Genomic DNA, 21142 nt, shown 5'->3' with positions numbered 1-21142 from the left:
CAGTCGGCGCGTTTCCGGGATGCGTAATGTGTCGGCGCTCGCGCTTTCGACCTACTCCGCATTGCACTCGCCGTCATGATCCTTGCGCGCTGCGGCTGCGATGCGCTCGCAATCGTTGCCGTAGGTCTTGCCGTCGCAGCCGCACACAGGCTGGTAGATTTTGGTGCACATCTCCGTTCGCACGACACACGTCCCCTGGGGGTGGTCCTCTTTGCACTGCCCGGGCTCGGACTCGCAGACAAAGCCGACGTCGCAGGAAGGGTTGAGCTGTCCGCCGCATGTCTGTCCTGCGCCCGCTTGCGCTGCGGCCGGGTGGCTCACGCCTGTTCCCAACACCGCGAGTGCAGCCACGGCCAACCACTGGCTGCGAATCAAGGATTGCCTCATGGGACCTCCAAATGCGTCCGGCTCGTTCCAACGATCGTCAGACTAGGCGAACGTGCCACATGTGAAATAAGTTCATCTCTCGCAGTTGCGTACGCCTCGGGTTCTTGTGGCCGCTTCGCTGCCTTGATTTCGGCGTAGTGGCCAGCCTCAGGACGTCGTCAGCAAACGGGGGGCAGGCGCATGATTGCGTCACCTAAGGACTGGGCAGCGCTGCTGGGCTTCGACCGCGATGCGGACGAGCGCACGATGGCTTCACGCACGCGCGTTCTGGCGCGCGCGCTCGCCTATCTCGAGGATCATTTCTCGGATCCCGATGGTGCGCGGCCGTCGGAAGCGCTGGTGACGGAAATCGCGCAGTTCCTTGTGCTCGCCGAAGCGATGGAAGCCAAGGGGCGCGGGGGCAAGTTCAAGGAGCTCTACGAGACCATCGTGCAATTGCATTTCAATTGGGATGCGGTCGACCGCGAGGACGCGTTTCAGTCCATCGCCAAGAAGGTGGCGCTGTTCAAGGGTATCGTGGCCTTCTCGGATGCTTGGCTCGGGACGGAGACGCCCATTCCGAGCCGCCGGCCTCAATCCCAGGCCGCGCCGATGTTCGACGAGGCGGACGTGAAGACACGTATCGTGCGCCCGTCGCAGCTCAGGCCTTAAGCGGCTGTATTGCGCGATCGAAGTTGCTTCTGCCGTCCGGTGAACGGGTCTCGATCGCCGGGCCGCGCAGACGCGCACATGGATGGCTTGCCAACAGTGCCGGGTTCGACTATCCAGCGGGGCTCCCGCTCCACCACGGCGACCACAGCGGGCCTCGCGAGCTTTGGCCGGCGAGGGGTTTTGTTGCTATACGCATTCAAAATCAAAGGCTTGGAGAGGTGGCAGAGTGGTCGATCGCGCCGCACTCGAAATGCGGAGTACGGGCAACCGTACCGGGGGTTCGAATCCCTCCCTCTCCGCCATTTTATATCGCTCACGCCCGCGCAGCGGGCTCCGCGGGGGCGCGGCACTTGCCGCGGGTCGCTTTGCTCCCGAGCCCTTCGGGCTGCGACCGGAGTTCGAACTTGGTCCCTCCAAGCCCACTAGTCCTCATTTCCTTTGAATACAGAAGCAATATCAACTGATTGCAAGTCGTCCGACATCGGATGCTGCCCAATCTGCTTGCCCAGCCGGTGACGTGAAGCTTCCGGGCTGGCATCGGAGGTGTTTGGACACGTTATCGCGCTCTATTGGCCGCTCGCTTCGCGGGCCTCACCCCAAGATGTGACGCTCGTCCCTGAAGGTGCGATTGGCGCTCGCGGGGCGTTGGGGGTGACCGGGCCGATAGGCGTCGCACCGACGTGTTGCGCGGACCTCCGGCTCATCGGATCCTACTTCGATCTCCCTTTCACGATCGCGTAGACGGCCGGTATGACGACAAGCGTCAGGATTGCGGACGACACCATTCCGCCGACCATGGGCACGGCGATGCGCTGCATGACCTCCGACCCGGTGCCGTGGCTCCATAGGATCGGCAAAAGGCCAGCCATGATGGCCACAACGGTCATCATCTTCGGGCGCACGCGTTCGACCGCGCCTTCCATGATGGCGGCATGGAGATCGTTGGCGGTGAATTGCCGCCGCTCGCGCTCTGCCAGCTTGCGGCGGTCGGCGAGCGCGTGGTCGAGGTAGATCAGCATGATGACGCCCGTTTCGGCCGCGACACCCGCAAGCGCGATGAAGCCCACGGCCGCGGCGACCGAGAGGTTGAAGCCCATCCACCACATCAGCCACAGCCCACCGACGAGCGCGAACGGAAGCGAGAGCATCACGATCAGGGTCTCGGTCATGCGCCGAAAATTGAGATAAAGCAGAAGTAGAATGACGAGCAGGGTCAGGGGAACAACGACGGCAAGACGCTGCTTCGCGCGTTCGTAGTATTCGAACTGACCGCTCCATACGGCGTAGTAGCCGGTCGGGAACTTGACCGTGTTAGCCACGGCGCGGCGTGCGTCGGCAACATAGCTCCCGAGATCCCGATCGCGGGCGTCGACGAAGATGTACGCGGCAAGCTGGGCGTTCTCCGTCCGGATCGAGGCTGGTCCACGTGTTCGCTTGATGGTGGCGATCTCACCCAGTGGAACCGAAGCCCCGCTCGCCAGCGGCACCAGCACCTCGCGTGCCATAGCGTCGGGATCGGAGCGCATGTCGCGCGGGTATCTGAGGCTAACAGCATAGCGTTCGCGGCCTTCCACCGTGGTCGTCACGGTTTCGGCACCCATGGCCGACGCAATGACCTGCTGGACGTCACCGACGAGGAGGCCGTAGCGTGCGAGCTGCCGGCGGTCCGGCTCGATCTCGAGATAGTAACCGCCGATGATGCGCTCGGCGAAGGCGCTGGCGGTTCCCGGCACGGACTTGATTGCGCGCTCGATCTCGCGCGCAAGCCCGTCAATGACGTGAAGATCCGGGCCGATCACCTTGACGCCCACCGGCGTGCGGATGCCGGTGGCCAGCATGTCGATGCGGGCCTTGATGGGCATCGTCCAAGCGTTGGAGACGCCGGGGAACTGCAGGGCTTTGTCCATCTCATCGATCAGGGCGCCGAGCGTCATGCCGGCTCGCCACTCGGCTTCCGGCTTCAGATTGATGACTGTCTCGAACATCTCCGTGGGGGCGGGGTCGGTGGCGGTCGCGGCGCGGCCCGCCTTGCCCCAGACGCTTGCGACTTCCGGAAAGGACCTGATGATCCTGTTCTGCGTTTGCAGCAGCTCGGCCGCCTTGGTGATGGAGAGGCCGGGCAGTGTCGTCGGCATGTAAAGCAACGTGCCCTCGTTGAGATTGGGCATGAACTCGGAGCCGAGCTTCGTCGCCGGCCATACGCTCATCGAAAGCACTGCCAAAGCCAGGACAATGGTCAGCCGCTTGGCTTTCAGAACCGCGCCGATGATCGGGCGATAGATCCAGATCAGCGTGCGGTTCACCGGGTTCCTATGTTCCGGCACGATGCGCCCGCGTACGAACAGCACCATCAGGGCGGGCACCACAGTCACCGATAGCAGGGCGGCGGCCGCCATGGCGAACGTCTTGGTAAAGGCCAGCGGATGAAAAAGGCGGCCCTCCTGCGCTTCGAGCGCGAAGATCGGGAGGAACGACACGGTGATAATGAGGAGCGAAAAGAAGAGCGCAGGGCCGACTTCGCTCGCCGCCTCTATCAGCACTTCCGTTCGCGGTTTGCCGGGTGGGGCGCGTTCGAGGTGCTTGTGAGCATTTTCGATCATGACAATCGCCGCGTCGACCATGGCGCCGATGGCGATGGCAATTCCGCCGAGACTCATGATGTTCGAGGATAGCCCGAGTGCGTGCATGCAGATGTAGGCGATCAGGATGCCGAGCGGCAATGTGATGATCGCGACAAGGGCGCTTCTCGCGTGGAGCAAAAATACCATGCAGACGAGTGCCACGATGAGGCTTTCCTCGATCAGCGTGCTCTTGAGCGTCGCGATGGCGCGGCCGATCAATTCGGAACGATCGTAGACCGGAAAGATTTCCGTTCCGGCGGGCAGGCTGTCCCGAATTTCTGTCAGCTTGGACTTGACGTTCTCGATCACCGAAAGCGCATTTTGTCCGTAGCGCTGGACGGCGATACCGGAAACCACCTCTCCTTCGCCGTTCAACTCGGTGACGCCGCGCCTTTCATCGGGGGTGAGCTCGATGCTGGCCACATCGCGCAACAAGACGGGCGTGCCGTTGACTGCCTTGAGGGCAATGGCTTCCAGATCCTGCACGCCACGCAGATATCCGCGACCCCGCACCATGAACTCGGTTTCGGCCAACTCGACGACGCGTCCGCCCACGTCCATGTTGGATTGGCGGATGGCATCCCGCACAGTCGCCAGCGGAATGTCGAACGCCTTCAGGCGGCGCGGATCGACGACAACCGAATACTGGCGGACGAAGCCGCCCACGCTGGCCACTTCGGCGACGCCTTCCGCCTTGGCGACGGCGTAGCGCACCTGCCAGTCCTGCGTGGAGCGTAGCTCGGCGAGCGTTCGTTTGGCGGCGATGACGGCATATTGGTAGACCCAGCCGACGCCGGTTGCATCGGGGCCGAGCGTCGGGGTTACACCAGCCGGCAAATTGCGGGCGGCTGCCGAAAGGTATTCCAGCACCCGTGATCGTGCCCAGTAGATGTCGGTGCCGTCCTGGAAGATGACGTAGACGAATGAGACACCGAAGAAGGAGAACCCGCGCACGACGCGCGATTTCGGGACCGACAGCATGGCGGTTGAAAGCGGGAACGTGACCTGATCCTCGATGACTTGAGGCGCCTGTCCGGAATATTCGGTGTAGATAATGACCTGCGTGTCGGAGAGATCCGGGATGGCGTCGAGCGGCACGTGCCGCACGGCATAGATGCCAGCCCCGACGACGAACATCGCAGCGATGATGATCAGCACCAGATTGGTCGCAGACCAGCGTATGAGCCGGGAGATCATCGTGCCGGCTCCTTGCCGACGCCGGGCATCGGCTGTGGCGCGTCGGCGGTGAATGCCGCGAGTGCCGCCTTGAGGTTGCTTTCGGCATCGATGAGGAAATTGGCCGACGTGACGACGTTCTCTCCGACCTTCAAGCCGTCCGTGATCTCGATCACGGCGTCTCCGCGGCGTCCAAGCCGTACCAGGCGCGGTTCGAAGCGGCCTTCGCCGCGTTCAACAAGCACGACCTGGCGGTCGCCGCTGTCAATGACGGCCTCCCGCGACACCGCAAGTCGCGGTGCTTCTCCGGCGCCGGCATCGATCGCCACATCGGCGTACATCTCATGCTTGATGCGGTGATCGGGATTCTTGACCTCGATCCGCACCGAGGCCGTCCGCGTCTCCTTGTCGAGCTCATGCAGGATGAATGTCACCTTGCCGTCGAAGGGTTCGCCGGGCAGTGCCTTGAAGTGCACTGTGGCCGGGTCTCCGATACGGATTTCGCCAAGATCTTGCTCGGCGACGCTGGCTATGACCCAGATGCTGGATAGGTCGACGAAACGATAAAGCGGCTCGCCTACGCGCATCATCATGCCCTCGACGATCATTTTTTCCATGACAATGCCCGACGCTGGCGAGGGATAGTCGAATGATGGGGCAATTTCTTTGCTGCGCTTCGCCTCAGCGATGACTTCTGGCGGGACACCGAGGATCTGCAGCTTCTGCTCGGCGCCGATTACGCCGGCGATGGCGCTCGACTTCTCTTCCACCAATGCGCGCAGGAAGTCGGGGCTATAAACGCGGAACAGCGGCTCACCGGCCTTGACGTGCTGGCCCTTCTCATTGACGTAGAGCTTTTCGATGAAGGCGTCGGCGCGAAGCGTGATCACGCGCAGCGTACGCTCGTCGGGCTTTGCGATGGCGGGGGCACGAACCGGTCTCGCAAATGCGACCATGCGGGCTTCCTCGGTGCGCACGCCGGAGCGCTGAACCTTGTCGAGACTCACCTTGACGGTTGCGCCGCCGTCATCCTCGCCCTCGTAGACCGGGATGTAGTCCATTCCCATCCAGTCTTTCTTGGGAACGGGAGAGGTGTCCGGCAGTCCCATCGGGTTGCGGTAGTAGAGGAGCTTGCGATCGGACTGGGCTTGCTGCGGAGATGATGGCGTTCCGGCAAATCCCTTCTCCTCGTCCTCGTAGACGGGCAGGAAGTCTCGGCCGTCCGCGGATTTTGTTGCGACCGGGGCGTATTCGGCGGTGCCGTCGGGATGTTTCCAGTAGAGCACCTTGCGGTCGCGTGTGCTCGCCGACGCTGGCGCATCGGACTCCGTTGTGACAGACGCGGAGCGCGGCCACGTTCCGGTGCCGATGAGGTAACCCGCAACGGCGCTTGCGAGGACGGCCATCGTGGCCGCCCCCGCGAGGAGCGATCTGTTCATGGACACGCTCCTCAGTCTTTGGCCGTGAAGACGACGTTGCCTTCGACCGTCTCGGGTTCACCCGGCACCTTGGCCTGCAGCCTGAAGGCCCAGTTGCCCGCCATCGTGATGTCAGCCTTGTAGCGATAGACACCCGGCTCGCCGGGCGGCAACGCTTCGTGGATGGCCAGCATCTCGCCCATGCCGTCCGGGGACATATCGAGCTGCGTGCGGAAGATGACTGCTCCCGGCACGGCCTTGCCGGTGCGTTTGTCGATGAGCCTGACGCCGACCTCCGCTGCAGCGTTGTTCTTGATGTGTGCGCTTACGGGCTGAAATTCGTAGTCGGTGGCGCCGGCAAGAGCGGCATGCGTGCTGAAAGCCGCGAGCCCGGCAAGGGCTGCGACGCGAGAATTCTTTCCGATCATGATGATCAACCTTCCTCGAATGATGAATGCGAGCGCCCCGGATGGGCGCGTGAAGACGTCCGCGCGAGACCACGTCAGACGCCTGTCGATCGTATTCAGGCTCGAGGAGGAGGGAGGGGAGGTCGGAGGTGGACGACGTCAAACCGCGCCGACGCGGCAAACAGCAAACGCACCGGAGCGGGTTGTGCGAGCTTGGAATCGCGCACGAGAACGCCGACGACGTTCGAACATTTCACCTGGCAAGCATCCGGCGTGCAGAGGCCACTCTTGCACTTGGGACAGTTTTCTTTCTCGTGCTCGACGGGCGCGGCATGATGCCCGTTCATGCCATGGCAGTCCGGCATATCGGCGTGGCTCGAGACATGCGCGACTGCGGGCGGAACCTGTCCAGGCGCGGCTGCAAAGGACACGGCCGGCATCGCCGCAACGCAGAGCGCTACGAGCATTGCCAAGACACGCCGCGGATTTTGAGTCATTCGCCGTACCATGATGCAAGGTAATGTGGAATGGCAGCCCGGGTCAATGCAGCACCCTCCCGGAAGCATTAACGTTGTTCGCTCAAACAGGATTGGGGCATTGCCGCGCTTATTGCACCGATCCTGCTCCTTCACCAATTACGACGAATGGTGCCCAATATGCGGGGTGTGCCGTGCTGGGATCGGGGCTGTCGGCTAGTGCGAGCATGGAGCGTCGCAATGCCTCGGCGCGCCCAACATTCTTGTGCGCGAGGGAGCCGGAGAGAATTTCAACGGCTGCCTTCTCGCGTACCGACCAGTGGGAGACCAGAAGCGCGCGAGCTCCAGCGTAAAAGAAAGCTTTCGCCAGCCCAGACAGCGCGTCGTTCCGACCGAAGTCTGGTGCCGCCGTATTGCAGGCAGACAGGATGACCCAATCTGCATCAAGGTTCAGCGAAGCCACCTCTGAAGCTGATAAATATCCGTCGTCCAACTCCGTTCCTGACTGCGGCGGTGTAAGGACCAAGCCGGGCTCGGCGGTTGGCCCTAGCGCACCAGCGATCAGGCCATGTGTTACAAAATTGAGTACTGAATAGCTCGCCAGCTGGCCGCTATCGTTCAACCGTTTAAGTGCGGTCTCGGTGGCACGATCTGCAAGGAACACGTCTTCGTCCGACGCTCCTACGGTTGTCGCGAGGCGGCAGGCGAGAGTCGCCGTTTGTGGGACCGGAGTCATTTGTCTCAGGCCATTTGGCTCGACGGTTCCGCCTAGGACCGTGCTCGCATCGGACAGATCAGTTTGCTCTGCTGAGAATGTCGCCAGCAGGTCTTCGTCTCTGGTCTGAGCGCAATGCTGGCGCCGTTTTGCGGCGTCAGCGAGCAACTCGCGATTGGGATCGGTAGAGCGGCCGTCCAATACGGGGTTGGCAAAGGCCAAATAAGGTTTGTGTGCCTTATCCTGCACTCTTTCTCGGGCTCGCAATGATCTCAGAGAAGCTGCCGATGGCAGAATTGTTAGAGCGTGCTCGCGGATGATCCAAGCAATTGGTTTGCCTGACTCTGGAGGTCGCGTGACGAGCACTTGTAACGGCAGATAGGTCAAAGAATCAGATGGTATGACCAGTAAGTCTTTCCCGGCTATGAGATCCTCTGCCTTTCCGAGAACGGTCTTGTAAACCTCATGAGCCTTGACCGCATCAAATGGCGGCAGTTTCCCGGTCCTGAGTTCAGCATCGGAGGGTGTGGTGGCGAGGTGCTTGGCACACTGGAAATGCTCGAATCTCCATGCGGCGACATCGAGGCCACAACGTAGCTGGGGTATGTGTCCGAACAAGCCCTTGCTGTCGAACGGGACGCCGTACCACTTGGTATGGGATTTCGTAATGATCCAAACGAAGACCTCATTCGGAAGCGGCTTTAGCTCGTACGTGTCCAAAAGGAGCACGAGCGCCTCGTTCTCCTTCAAATATTTCTGCACTTCCTCAACCGTTATCGGTTTTGGACTAGCGAGATCAAAGTAATCTGGAAACTCCGTTCGGAGCCTTTCATCCGTTGACGCGAGTTGGCGGTCCAGAGCACTTAACTGAGATTTGAGAGATCGCTCTTGCTCTTCGTTTCGTTTATCAGGCGCCTCCGCGGTTCTGGACACAAGTAGATTGGAAGTGCGGCGCCGTTCGCTGTGAAGGTCTTGGCGCTCTCTTGCAAGTGCTCGCAATGTCGAAGAATTGTTCCGGGCCGCCATCTTGGCCAGTGACTGTGCGGCCAGATTGCGCTGCGCACCTTGTGCCGCGACAAACATCTCGTTAGCTAGGCTTGCATCGCTGACACTTTCAAGTTGGTGAACTGCCTTTATCAAGACCAAGTATTCAAAGTCAGACAGCACCGTTCCGGGCGCGGCATCTTGTGTTACTCGTGCCGCATTCAATTCTGTTACAGCAATCGACCGCCTCGAGTACTCCGATGATACTCGCCAATCGCCGCGTGAGAAGCGTACTCCCGCTAGGTTCGAAAGCGCCGTAGCGACGGATTGGTGCTCGGCTCCGAAGAGTTGTGTCATCGTATCGAGACCACGACGATAATAGTCCTCGGCGTCTTCGAAGTGGCCCATGCTTGCGTAGATGTCGCCGATATTGTTGTAGCCTATGCCGACGCTCTGGTGGACAGACCCAAGCGCTTTTACTCTTATGTCGAGGCTGTTCTTGGCAATCGCAAGCGCTTCTTCGTGACGTCCCTGCGCCGTCAAAGAGCCGCTCAAATTGTCCAGTGCAGTTGCAATGTCCGGATGTTGAGCGTCCAAGGTGCGATCAAAGATCGCGAGCGCTTGCCTCTGTAGCTGCTCCGCCTCCACCGGGCGATTGAGCTTCTGGAAGACGAGAGCGACATTTTGCATTGCTACGGCATAGCTGGGGTGTTCTCGTCCGAGTGATTTCTCGGTGATTGTCGCGCTCCGCATAAAAAGCGGCACCGCTTCAGTGTACCGAGCTTGGGCACTGTAGAAGCTCGCAAGATTGTTAAGTACGGTTCCTGTGTGCGCATGCTCTTTGCCGTACGCGGCCTCAAGAACTTCAATTGCCCGGAGGAAGTGGGCCTCCGCTTCTTGAGTTCGACCGACAGCGCCGTACATCATCGCTAGGTTATTTAGAGAGAGTCCGACGTTTGGATGGCTTGGTCCGTGTCGCCTTTCGACTAGTTCTAGCGATCGCTTGTAAAGTCGTTCTGCCACATCGAATTCGCCAAGTTCTTCGACTGCCATCGCCAAAGCATTGAGAGAATTTCCGACATCCGGGTGGAGCTCGCCCAACAGCGTCTCTTTTATTTTCAAGCTCCGTTCTGCGAGATCGCGAGCCTGTTGAAGATTGCCGTTCGCCCGGTGAAAGCCAGATAGCGTTGTGAGAGACTGAGCAACTTCTAGATGGTCCTTGCCATGAATGGACTCGCGAATTGCAAGGCTCGTGTTAAGAAGAGCGATAGCCTCTCCCCGACGTCCTTGCTTGTCACGGAGCAGGCCGAGGTAATAGAGCGCATTGGCCGTGCCGCCATGATTTTCTCCCACAAGTTTTCGCCATATCTCAAGGCTGCGTTCTGCATCACGTTCTGCGTCTGACAGTCGACCTAGCTCGGTGTACGCCTCCGCGAGGCTGTAAAGAGTTTCCGCGACTTGGGTGCTTTCGTCGCCATACGCGGCTGAGTAAGAGTCTAAGCATTCTTTTAGTTTCGTTTCCGCCTCCAAGAACTTGCCGGCGCCGATCAGTGCAACGGCTTCGACGTGCATCGCTCGCACGTCATTGTTTTGGGGCTCGGCCCGCAAGTCGAATGCGCCGACGGAGAGATGGAACAACAGGCAGACTAACCACTGCGTGTTCCATCTGACCGTGCTGCCAAGCGTGAACAACTGCATTTCGCCGTTCTGGGTCATCACCGCCCCCGCGTTCTCAAATCTGCCACACCTTATTTTGAATCGAAAGTGTTCGTGCCAACGGCCGTGGTGTGCCTGCGCTGCGGTCGCTACCACTGAGGGAGCAGAAATTTGTGGTGACGCGCAGACCTGCTAGCCAACTCATATTTGGCAGAACGCAGTAGGTTTGCGCCGCGAGTCCGGCCAAGGTCTGCGATGCGAGAGTTCTTTCCGATCATGATGATCGGCCTTCCTCGAATGATGAATGCGAGCGCCTGCATTTTTTGGGCTCAGACCGAAGGGTGGCGTCTTGGTAGCCCCCAACATCACTGATTTGGGATCTTGGTGCTCATGATGGGCGTGACCACGCCGTTCACGTGATAATCGTGGCAAAGCAGGCAGTCCTGGCGGGCTTTGTTGGCGGCGTGACAGCTTTGGCAAACGTCTTTTTTCACCGCACCGAAGCTCGAGACAAACTCAAGCGGATTGCCCTGCTCGAAGCTCTTCAGGTAGGGGCGGCCTTTTTCAAGATCGTGACAGCTCATGCATCCGCGCGTCTCCAGGAGACCGAAATGCGGCTCATGAATGAAATGCGTGAAGCGCCCCTCCTTGGTCTTGTGCGAGGATGGAGAGAAATTGACGAGCCGCCCCTTGCCCGCGATGTCGTCGACGCTGTGGCACTTCGTGCATCCGCCCTGTGCGTCTTTGATCGTGAGAGAATTGAAAACGGCGGCTGCCGGGCTCGTTCCTCCTTTAGGCGCTTGCGGACCGGTCAGAAACAGCCACGCGTAGATGAATTTGTCCTTGTGACCGACGGGACGGTAGAAGACCGTGAAATCCTGCCTGTACCATCCGCCGTATTCCGCCCAGCTCTCCGGATCGACGTCGCTCTCGATGGCGATGACAGGCGGGGTCGTTGGTTGCGATTTCTGCGCGCGCGCGTCTGGCGCTGCTGCAGCTCCGGCCCGCGGAGCACCATCGTCCACGGGTGCTTTCTCGCCGGTGTTGGCGCGATCCTTCATGGCTCGAAGCTCGTCCTCGGAGGGAAAGAGCAGGTCGTCCGATTGGTCTCCCGTCTTGGCTGGAGGGCTCGCCTGGGCTATCAGCATCTTTTCGCCGCTGGCGGGCCCGGCGTCCGCGAGGCCCGCTCGCATCGGCTCAGGCAGTATGCCGGCCGATGGCGATGCTTTGTCGCTGCCAGGCGGTGCTGTTTTTTCCGACTGGGTGGGCGGCGGCTCCTTCTCCATCAGGCACTGACCAAACAGGTGCACGAGGCAAGGCGGCGGATCGCGCTTGTTTACGGCGGCCGCTTTGCCGGACGCTTCCTTCGAGTCTGACGCCGCGCCTTCCGTGGCATCACTTTTAGACGGTTCGTCCGACGTGTCCGATTCAGGCGATTTCGTATCCGTGGTCTGGTCCGGATCGGCTTGGTCGGTTCCGCGGATGGCCTGTAGCGGATTGCCCGTAATCGGACCCGTGGCGATTTCGGTCGCGAGATTGGGTAGCCATTGTTGCTGTGCGCTGGCGACCACGTCGCGCGGGATACTTGCCGTGAGATCGGCAACGAGGCCCGGGCTCAATTTGGCGCCGCTGACGATATTGAGATCGCCCAGGACGTCGGACGCCTTGCCCTTGATCAGGGCATGAATCAGCTCCTTGATTTGCCGTACGAGCCCCCCTACCGCCTTAAGCTGCGCGTCGCTCGCTTTGGACAAATCTTGAAGATTCAGCCCGTCGACGGCCTTGATCAGGGCGCGGCCCTGGTCGCTGCGCCCGATCATGACTTTCATGAAGGGTGTGAGTTCGGCTTCGGATCCGTCCGGCCACTCGCCGATTGCTACGTTCTTCTTTCGTAGTGTTTCGAGATCGAGCCCCGGCAGCGACAGGAAAGCAATTCCTTTCGGTCCCGTTGCTCGCTCCTTGCCAATGATCTGATCGAGGTGGCAGGTGGCACACGTCTGGTCAAACGGCGCCACGGCCATGACACGCTTGTCGTCCCGGCTGTTGTGACAGGTCGAGCAGGTTTCCGGTGCGCGTTTGGCGGGATCCTTTTTTGCCAGCTCCGGATAGTGCTTCCCGAAATGACCGGCGTGATCGTAGATGATGCGCGTGCGCCTTTTGAAAGGATAGGCCTCGAATTTCGGGTGGTGACCGTCGAAGCTGTCGAACTTTACCGCATGGCAAGAGCGGCATTGCTCATTCGAGATGACGCTGAGCTTGAAATCTGCGCCCTTGTGCTCCTGGTGGCAGCTCGCGCACGCGAGACCGCCTGCGACCATGTCGTGGGTCGGAACGACGGCGTTCTGCGCGCGTGCAGATTGCGGCTGAGGCGTTGCCGCTGCGATTTTCGTCAGGCGCTCGGCGCTGCTTTTCAGAACCGCGGACGAAGCGCCGTGCGCGTTGAAGGCCGTGTCCGACATTTTGTGGCACGTGAGGCAGGCCTTGCTGTCGGCGAGCCGATCGCCGGGGACTAGGCCGTGGATCCAGCTCACCTTGTTCGAGCCACTCTTGGTATGGCAAGCGCTACACTTCTCAATCGCCCCGTGCGCGCTCGTCAGTGGTCCCGGCATCAGGAACTGCTGACCCTTGGATAAAACCAAGCCCGCGCCCAGACAGACGAGGGCCACGAGGGCCAGCGACATACCAATACGCTCGGTTTTCAGCGCAGCGGGCCACATCACCAGGCTCCCGACGTGAAGGCATAGGAAACGAGGATGTGCAGAACCGTGAGCGCGACGAGCGCGTAGGTGACGGGAACATGCACGAACAGCCATGCCCTGTTGAGCCCAAGATAGACTCGCGCGAAATCGAGGCGATCCTTCTCGATCACGAGTGTCTTGATGCCGGCCAGTCTCTCCTGGCCGTGCTGGTCGAGATACCGTGACAGGTTGTCGATTTCATCGATGAGCTGCTTGAGGGGGCGCTGCGAGCCGATGAGATGCGCAGCGAAATTGCGAGGGCCGTTAAAATAATCCCGGAGTTGTGCCGTGTAGAGATCAGCGATCCAAGCGTCTTCGGGCATCCTCGGCAGTCCGGGCAAGGCGATCTGGGCGGAGGCCTGATGGGCCTCGACGATGGCGGCGTGGACGTCGCGTGCCAGCTCCGCTCGAAGATTGGGGATGCGATCGTAGCTGACGCCGTCATCAATCCGCCGCTTGGTCTTCAGCGACCAGGAAAGATAGGCGCCGAAAATGCCACTGACCGTCACCAGTACGAAGCCCGCCCACAGCGCCCATTCGAAATAGGAGTCGGGCAAGGAGAAGTCCGAATGCGAGATGAAGGCGGCGATCAGAAGATAGCCGACGAAGATATGGATCTTGCGCAAGCGTACGGCGGATTTCGGCGATAGCGACGCTCTCCTGGTGGCGATGTGGAAATAGAGCTGCGCGCACATTCCGCCTGCAAGCACCCAGCCGTCGAGGTAGCGGGGATCGCGGAGTCCGTGACCATAGATCCAGACGAACCAGAACAGGCCGCCGGACAGGGCAGCGATCAGAAGGCACTGCAATATCTGTCTGGTGGGATATCTCGCCCGATGCCCACCACTGACGTTAGGTGTCACGGCAGCGCCTCAAAATGGACCACTCACACTGACCCCGCCCTGAACAAACCGAAGTGCCGTCGTCGAGCCCGGATCAACTGCCGGGTTTTATCGTCGTGCCCTTGAACTTGCCGGGAGCAGGAATGAGGTTATCGAGCCCCGCCATCGTGCTGCCGTCGTATTTCTCCGTGATGCCGACCAGCAGTTTGGAGACGCCATCGGCAGCAGCCGTTAGCGCGGGCCCGTTGTTGAGTTTCAGCCCGGCCGAATGACCGAGCTCGACGATCTTAGCTATCTCGGGGACGTTGGGTGCGGCTTTCGCTGCGATCGCGAGCTGCTTGCGTGCCTGGTCGGCGCGTTTTGCCATCTCGAACGCATAAACCTTTCTCACCGTCGATTTGCCGACCGCTCTCAATGCGGTTTCGAGCTCGACGCCGAGGCCGACAAGGTAGAGCATCCGCATGCGCTCCGTGCTTGCCTGCACATTCTCCCTGCCCTTTGAATACCAAGTGTTGTGGCGCACCTCGCCCTGCGACCAGGACACGAGCTCGAAGGCGCTGCCGGCCTTGTGGCCGCCCTTGTTGACGAGCTCTTCTTCCGGAACGACGTGGCAGCCGTAGCAGTTCTTTGCCAGCAGATAGAACGAACGCGCCCTGATCATCCCTTTGGATTCTGCAAGCTGCCAGCGCGCCTTTGCCTCGGCTTTGCTCTCGAACAGGATCGTCTTGCCGCTGAAGCCGCTGTGGACCTTGATCCAATCCTGCCCGGCGCTGTGGCAGGACTCGCAGGAGATGCCGGCAACCGGCACCTCTCCGGCGTTTTTTATCTGCACGGTGAAATGGCAATTCAGGCACAGGGTATCCGACTTGATGCGCTTGATTCCCATCCTGTCGCCGATTTTGTTCGCCTCGGCACTGCGCGGCATTTCACGGAATGTCTTGAAGTGGTGCGAGCCTTTCCAAGCCACCGTCTCCTGCTTGTGGCATTCGGCACAGGCGTTCGGACCGACGATCTTGGCCCGGTCCGTCGATGTGGCAGCGTGTGCGGCCGCAATGCCGAGGCTCGTCAGAAAGCTGCAGAGGCAAAGTGCAGCAGGTCGAGATGCTATGCCCGTCCAACAGCGTTCCACTCCTGCTGCGGTCCGGCTACAAGCTCGCATCGGCCGCTCCCCGATTGCGATGGCTCGCGAGGGGGGACCTGCGCACCCGTCTGCTCGTGGGAGCCGCAAGCCACGCTATCGCGCGGGTCAGAATGCCTCTCCCGACAGCATTATCGTTGGTCGACAGGAACGGATCGGCGTGGCAGGGCACGCCGCTTTGCGCGGCGATCGATTTGACGGACTCGACCATGCCCGGCGCGCCGCACGCGTAGAGGACATCGCCGGGTTGAAAGGGCGGTAGATAGCTGGTCGGCCTGCCCGGCTGCACGGCCGGAAACGTTGTTTGCGGCGTGCTGCACACAGGTATGACAATGACGTTGGGAAAGCGGGACAGCTGCACGAGGGCAGGACCCATATAGAGCGCCTCGAGTGTGCGGCCGCCGGCGATGACGATCATTCGCCGGTGGGGATTTTCGCGCAAAGCGGCGACGGCAATCGACCAGATGGGTGCAAAACCCGTGTTGGTTGCGACGAGTATGAGCCGGCCGTCGAGGTTGGGCCGGAAGTGTGCCGCCCCGTACGGTCCGGTCAGCGTCACGCGGTGACCCGGCTTGATGCGTGAGCCCAACGATGACGTGACGCACCCGTCCTTCATGCGACGGATGTGGAACCAGACCAAGCGGCTGTCCGCGCTGCCGCCGTTGCTGGCCATGGGATGAGTAATGCTGAAGGGGCGGCTCGGATACCCTTTGAAGTGCACCCGCGCGTATTGTCCCGCAAGACAGGGAAGAGCGCGGTCCGTCTTGATGCCGACTTCGATGACGTCACGCGAGAGCGCGCGCAGAGAGCGGAGAACCCCTTCCACTCCGCGAACGTTCGACTGGCGGTCTCTTTCTATTTCTATGTCGCCGACGATGCGGCACTGGCACGCGTGCACGATCCCCGGCTCGGATCCTTCTCCGCCGTGCACCTCGCCGGATACCAATCGTACACAGCAGGTGCCGCAATGGCCGGCGCGGCAGTCATAGGGCAAATCGATGCCGTTGTTCAGGGCTGCGTCCAAAAGCAACTCGCCGCCGCGAGCGGAGAAGCGCTGGCCGTTGATGGTAATTTGGTGTGACCTGGACATCGACCGGGGAACTCCGAGTTTCACTCTGTCGTTTGCGCCTGGCAGGCTTCGGGCGTGCCGTCCGCGATGCATAAAGTCGTTCGTTCAGCGTTCCAAAAGCGCGTCGCTTATTCTTGCGAAGTAGAAAAACCTCGCATGATGGTCGGACAATGGCCATTCGATGATTAAAGAAGGAGGCGAATTCGGGATCTCTTCTTCAAAGCGAGGCGCTGTGCCGAAGAACTGATCAGGGTGCGCGCCAAACATGCGCGGAGAGTTTTATTCCGGCGGGATGAAAATAAAACGAGCGTTTTCTCGGGCATGCGACCGTGCGGAGATTAGCGCCGGTCCGATCCGTCGTGATGCGCGCGCGATGATGGGCAATGCGCTGCTTTCATTTGCTTTTCCGTATATGCGTAATTCGCCCGTCGGCTTTCTTCTCAAGCCCGTTGTTTCTCGCCGCTAAACTTTCTTAAGGCTTGGCCTTATCAGCGCCAAGTTTCGCCATTTATTTTTTCTTGCGGCGGTGCTGGGCGCCGATTTTCGAATGAGCGATGAAGCGGGGTGTCATCCTGAAAGCATTCAGGACGATTGGGGATGCACGGCTGAACGCCTAGGGGGAGAGAGCGATGCGTATCGCAACCGGCCGATTGCCCGGCGTTTCGACGCTTCTTTGCGTGCTCGCCATGGCGATGCACGTCGCAGTTCCGAGCCCCGATGCCGTCGCGGGCTCCAGCGGAGGCGGTTGGAGCACGACCGTACAACCCTCCAAAGTGGGAGTTTTAGATGCGGGCAAGGAAGCAGCTAAAAGCGCCGAAAACGGCGATGCCGTAAAAGCGAATTTGGACGACAAGGCATTGAAAGGCGAGGCAACTCCCTCTCACCCTGCTGTCGATGATGAGACGCTCTCGCTCTATCCCACCGCGGCGCAATGCGGCGAGTGCCACAAACAAATCTATGAAGAGTGGTCGTCGTCGCAGCATGCCTATGCGTCGATCTCGCCGATGTTTCACAAGTTCGAGCAGAAGTTCCAGGAACTGACGCAAGGAACCGTCGGTACGTTCTGCGTGCGCTGTCATCAGCAGGTCGGAACTCAGCTCGGCGAGGCACGCGACACGCCGCTTTGGGCGCGTAGCCAGATCTCGCGCGAAGGCGTGAGTTGCATCACTTGCCATCGCGTCAAGGAACAGTACGGCAAGGTCAACGGTGAGCGCCGTGTCGAACCGGGCAAGATCTATGAACCGGTCTACGGCAGCGGCGAAAAGAGCGTGATCAAGGATGTCATAGCCAACAAGGAGACGTTCTCCGTCAAGACCAGCACGGACGGGCGCGGCAATGACATCCACGAAGGCATGATTACCAACGACCAGATCACCAAATCCGAGTTCTGCGTTAGCTGTCACCAGGTTGCCGTCAACCTGGGGATCAAGCTCGAGATCGTCTGGGATCAGTATCGCGACAGTCCGGCGCGCAAGGCAGGCGTTACCTGCCAGGACTGCCATATGGGCAAGGTTGCCGGAAAGCCGGACGGATATGCGACCGCGCCTTCGGCCATCGTTGCCGGCAAGGAGGTCAACCCTGGGCGAAAGCACGCCAATCACCGTTTCATCGGGCCTGGCTATTCGATCGCCCATCCCGGCGTCTTCCCGCACAACACCAAAGCCCAGGCTTACAGCATCAAGGACTGGCTCAAGTTCGACTGGCGCGCCGGTTGGGGCACGGCCGAGTTCGAGGACAAGGTGGCGGAAGGCAAGATCAAAGCCGACTTCCCCAAGCCATGGGCCAACTCCGTCGATCGCGAAGATGCCCGGCAGATCCTCGAAGAGAACCTCGCGAAGCTCGACGAGCGCGACAAGATCAGAAAAGAGGTGATGGAGAACGGCAGCCATATCGATGGTCCGTTCATCGACGGCAACCCGAAGGTCGGCTCCGATCTGGCGTTCTCCTATACGATCAAGAACACCAATACGGGGCACAACCTGCCGTCCGGTTCACTTGGCGCGCAACCGCAGCTGTGGGTGAACGTCGCTCTCGTCGATCCTGACGGCGCGAATGTGTGGGAGTCGGGCTACGTCGACAGCAACGGCGATATCGCCGATCTGCACAGCCTGGATGTTGCGGCCGGCCGCATCAAGACAGACCAGCAGCTCGTGCATTTCCAGACAAAGTTCCTGACGACCAACGTCAAGGGCACGGAGCGGGAGATGTACCTGCCGGTGAACTTCGACATCGACCCGCTGCCGCATCTGCGGCCGCCTGGCGTCCCGACCACGGTTCTCAATCATCCGCCGCTGGTGCGCATGGAGAACCGCTCTCTGGCGCCGCTGGGACAAAAGCTCGCCAAGTACATCGTGCCCGGAAACCTCATCACGAAGCCAGGCAAGTATCGCCTCGCCTTCCGGATGCGGAGCCGTGCCGAGCCGATCTACTTCATGCGCTTCGTAGGTTCCACCAAGGCCATGGAGCAGAGCATGAACGAGCGGATCATGAACTTTCACACCTTCTCGACGGACGTCGACGTGACGGACTAGAGGCGAAAAGCCGACGCTTTGACACCCGCTGGTCAGACTACGGCGAGGAGCCTACCGATGACGTGTAACGCGTACCGCCTGATGACGATGTTCGCGACCATGGTGCTGGTTGCCGGCGGCTGCTTCGAGATGTCCGCTGCAACGGCCGATCCTGCGGCGGCCGAAGACGATAGCGGTCGCACTGAAGGCGGATGGCTGACGGAAGTCTCCCGCTCGGCCGGCTCGCTCGATCCCGCGGACGGCAAGGCCAAGACTTACGCTGATCCCCGGTACGTCGGTCGAACCGAGAAAGATGAGGCCGCCGAGAAGACGGCTGCACCGGTATCAGAAAAGCACGCGAAAAATGACAGCACGAAAGACCTGTTCCTGCCTGATCCGCAATACGACGGCGACTACAACGCCGAGGGGCAGGTCGACATCTACGGAGCGAAAAGCCCTGTCGAGCCGCCCCGCCCGCTGCTCGAGATCGGCCGACAGCAGTACACGTCCGGCATCTACGACGAGAGCAGCACTCTCCTGGGTGACAAAAATCCGCTTCTCCCGGGTTTGTCCATCTACGGCGACTGGCGCACGGCCGTCGCCTACAACAACAACAACGGAAAGGATATCGCGCAGATTGCGACGCGGCTGAATCTCGATGTCGACCTCAAGATCACAGGCACCGAGCGTCTGCATGCCTTTTTCACGCCGCTCCAGGACGGCGCGACCAAGTTCACGCGCTTCGAGTTCGGTGGCGGTGACGCCGACGATCGGTTCAGCGACGAGATCAACCTCGACCCGCAGACGCTGTTCTTCGAGGGTGATTTGGGCTCGATCTACTCGGGTTTCTCGGGTCAGGAATCGAGTGTCGATTTGCCGTTTACCGTCGGTCTTTTCCCGCTGTTCCTGCAGAACGGCATCTGGGCGAACGATGCGATCCTCGGCGGGGCGTTCAGCATCCCGGCCAAGAACTCCGCCGAACTGGGCCTTGCAAACTTCGACATTACCTTCTTTGCCGCGTTCGACGATATCGACAACGCCGGCCTGATCGGAGCCGGGCAGGACGACAACGCCAATGTCTACGGAGTCACTGCCTTCATCGATGCCTTTAACGGCTACATTGAAGCGGGCTATGGCCTGATCGAAGGTCGCGACGAGCAGGACGGTCTGCTGACGCACTTCCTGACTGCCGCATATACCCGGCGCTATTACAACACGGTATCGAACTCGACCCGCCTGTTCGCGAACTTCGGAGATGCCCCCAATGCAGAGAGCGACGGATTTGCGCTGATCTCCGAAAACAGTCTGGTCACGGGTCTGCCGAGCACGCTGCTTCCTTATGCCAACTTCTTCGTTGGCGTCGGCAACCCTCAACCTCTCGTCGATGGCAATGGCGCAGGCATCCTGAAGAACGTCGGCATCAATTTCGAAACCGATGCGCTGACCGGCTATCCAAAGCTCGACGACACCGGCTCCGACGCGGTGGGCGGCGCAATCGGGCTGCAATACCTCTTCAATCTTGATCAGCAGCTCGTCTTCGAAGTCGCCACCGTGCAGCCTTTCGACAATGACGGAATTGGCGCCCAGGAGGCGCAGTACGGATTCGGCATTCGCTATCAGGTTCCCATCGACCGGGCGTGGCTGTTCCGTGCCGATGCGACCTATCAGATCCTGGAGGGGGAGGATGAAGACAACTTCGGCATTCGAGCCGAGATGCGCAGGAAGTTCTGACCGAGTTGCCATGCGAGGTGGTCTCATGAACCGTCGGTGCTCAATCTCCTCTTTGGTCACGACCGTGTCGCTGGCGATCGGTCTCTTCGCCACGGCGCCAACGGCGGACATCGCATCGGCGGGGGAGAAAGCGCGCAAATCAAACGCCAGAAGCTATGTGCTCGAGAACGACCGTCGCGCTCTGCGCCGCCCGAGCCGGCAACGGATCTACCTGCCGATAGGGCCAAGCTACACCTACTACGACTATCCCTACTACTATAGCCGCGGACACTACCCGACGCATATCGGCGGTTACGTCTACTACAATCCGAACGACCGCGGCCGCTGCTCTGGCAAGTCTCGGAGATGCGCCGCCACTGATCCAGGCGCGGCATCTTTCCGTCGCAAGAAAGGGCCCTGAAGATGTCCTCAACGTTCTTTGGCTGGATGCTCATCGCATCCTCAATCGCGCTATCGGTGTTTCTCATCGTTCCGCTTGCATCGCGCGGCACCCAATTTGTGCCGTTCGATCTCGAGGCGTGGCTGCGCGCTCCGAGCCTGAAGCTCGATCGGGCCCTTCGAGGTGCTGCCGGGACGCTGGTCACGACGGGCGTGGCGTTTCTGCTCGTCGTGGGCATCGGCGC

Annotated in this window: 15 protein-coding genes and 1 tRNA gene; 7 read left to right on the top strand and 9 right to left on the bottom strand. The window is 60.5% G+C overall.

Annotated features, from left to right (window positions below; genetic code table 11):
- Window positions 1–51: 51 nt before the first annotated feature.
- Window positions 52–387: a Kazal-type serine protease inhibitor family protein gene (locus tag QZV93_RS03985; protein WP_295556170.1), complete on the bottom strand. Its 336-nt coding sequence runs from the start codon at window positions 385–387 to the stop codon at window positions 52–54.
- Window positions 388–567: 180 nt separating this feature from the next.
- Between QZV93_RS03985 and QZV93_RS03980 the strand changes: the two genes are divergently transcribed.
- Window positions 568–1038 (top strand): hypothetical protein, encoded by a 471-nt coding sequence (locus tag QZV93_RS03980; protein ID WP_295556168.1) that lies wholly within the window; start codon window positions 568–570, stop codon window positions 1036–1038.
- A 212-nt stretch (window positions 1039–1250) separates the two neighbouring features.
- A tRNA-Ser gene (locus tag QZV93_RS03975) sits at window positions 1251–1340 on the top strand.
- A 408-nt stretch (window positions 1341–1748) separates the two neighbouring features.
- On the opposite strand, the gene QZV93_RS03970 is transcribed toward QZV93_RS03975, so the two are convergent.
- The 3 genes from QZV93_RS03970 to QZV93_RS03960 are packed head-to-tail and all read right to left on the bottom strand — an operon-like array spanning window position 1749 to window position 6681.
- Entirely contained in the window at window positions 1749–4856 is a 3108-nt protein-coding gene (locus tag QZV93_RS03970) for a CusA/CzcA family heavy metal efflux RND transporter (RefSeq protein ID WP_295556167.1), read from the bottom strand.
- Complete coding sequence (locus QZV93_RS03965) at window positions 4853–6274, bottom strand: efflux RND transporter periplasmic adaptor subunit (protein ID WP_295556166.1); 1422 nt, start codon at window positions 6272–6274, stop codon at window positions 4853–4855. Before QZV93_RS03965 ends, QZV93_RS03970 begins: the two co-directional genes overlap by 4 nt.
- 11 nt (window positions 6275–6285) lie before the next feature.
- On the bottom strand, window positions 6286–6681 hold the full coding sequence (locus tag QZV93_RS03960; protein WP_295556165.1) for a FixH family protein: 396 nt from the start codon (window positions 6679–6681) through the stop codon (window positions 6286–6288).
- Between the two features lie 128 nt (window positions 6682–6809).
- Here QZV93_RS03960 and QZV93_RS03955 point away from each other — a divergent pair, with 128 nt between their 5' ends.
- The gene (locus QZV93_RS03955; RefSeq protein WP_295556164.1) at window positions 6810–7181 is read left to right on the top strand and encodes a hypothetical protein; all 372 of its coding nucleotides are present in this window, start codon (window positions 6810–6812) and stop codon (window positions 7179–7181) included.
- Between the two features lie 85 nt (window positions 7182–7266).
- Here QZV93_RS03955 and QZV93_RS03950 read toward each other — a convergent pair whose 3' ends face one another.
- The 5 genes from QZV93_RS03950 to QZV93_RS03930 form a co-directional block, all read right to left on the bottom strand.
- Window positions 7267–10551, bottom strand: a complete 3285-nt coding sequence (locus QZV93_RS03950; protein WP_295556162.1) for a CHAT domain-containing tetratricopeptide repeat protein — start codon at window positions 10549–10551, stop codon at window positions 7267–7269.
- Window positions 10552–10856: 305 nt separating this feature from the next.
- A complete protein-coding gene (locus QZV93_RS03945) occupies window positions 10857–13208 on the bottom strand; it encodes a hypothetical protein (protein ID WP_295556160.1) in 2352 nt (783 codons plus the stop codon).
- A complete protein-coding gene (locus tag QZV93_RS03940; protein WP_295556159.1) occupies window positions 13208–14038 on the bottom strand; it encodes a hypothetical protein in 831 nt (276 codons plus the stop codon). The genes QZV93_RS03945 and QZV93_RS03940 overlap by 1 nt, the downstream gene beginning before the upstream one ends.
- Window positions 14039–14165: 127 nt before the next feature.
- The gene (locus QZV93_RS03935; RefSeq protein ID WP_295556179.1) at window positions 14166–15083 is read right to left on the bottom strand and encodes a cytochrome c family protein; all 918 of its coding nucleotides are present in this window, start codon (window positions 15081–15083) and stop codon (window positions 14166–14168) included.
- A gap of 133 nt (window positions 15084–15216) precedes the next feature.
- Entirely contained in the window at window positions 15217–16299 is a 1083-nt protein-coding gene (locus tag QZV93_RS03930; RefSeq protein ID WP_295556157.1) for a 2Fe-2S iron-sulfur cluster binding domain-containing protein, read from the bottom strand.
- Window positions 16300–16907: 608 nt separating this feature from the next.
- Here QZV93_RS03930 and QZV93_RS03925 point away from each other — a divergent pair.
- The 4 genes from QZV93_RS03925 to QZV93_RS03910 form a co-directional block, all read left to right on the top strand.
- Window positions 16908–18809 carry a multiheme c-type cytochrome gene (locus tag QZV93_RS03925; RefSeq protein WP_295556155.1) on the top strand — a complete coding sequence of 634 codons (1902 nt, stop codon included), beginning with the start codon at window positions 16908–16910 and terminating at the stop codon, window positions 18807–18809.
- Between the two features lie 57 nt (window positions 18810–18866).
- A complete protein-coding gene (locus tag QZV93_RS03920) occupies window positions 18867–20519 on the top strand; it encodes a hypothetical protein (RefSeq protein ID WP_295556154.1) in 1653 nt (550 codons plus the stop codon).
- Window positions 20520–20544: 25 nt separating this feature from the next.
- On the top strand, window positions 20545–20919 hold the full coding sequence (locus QZV93_RS03915) for a hypothetical protein (RefSeq protein WP_295556152.1): 375 nt from the start codon (window positions 20545–20547) through the stop codon (window positions 20917–20919).
- 2 nt (window positions 20920–20921) lie between these two features.
- Window positions 20922–21142: hypothetical protein (locus QZV93_RS03910; RefSeq protein WP_295556150.1), on the top strand; the 221-nt coding region annotated here is incomplete at its 3' end.

Origin of the sequence: uncultured Hyphomicrobium sp. (assembly GCF_902826555.1) — a bacterium.
Lineage (GTDB): Bacteria > Pseudomonadota > Alphaproteobacteria > Rhizobiales > Hyphomicrobiaceae > Hyphomicrobium_C.
The sequence above is the reverse complement of the archived record's forward strand: the minus strand, read 5'-3'. Positions and strand labels throughout refer to the sequence as shown.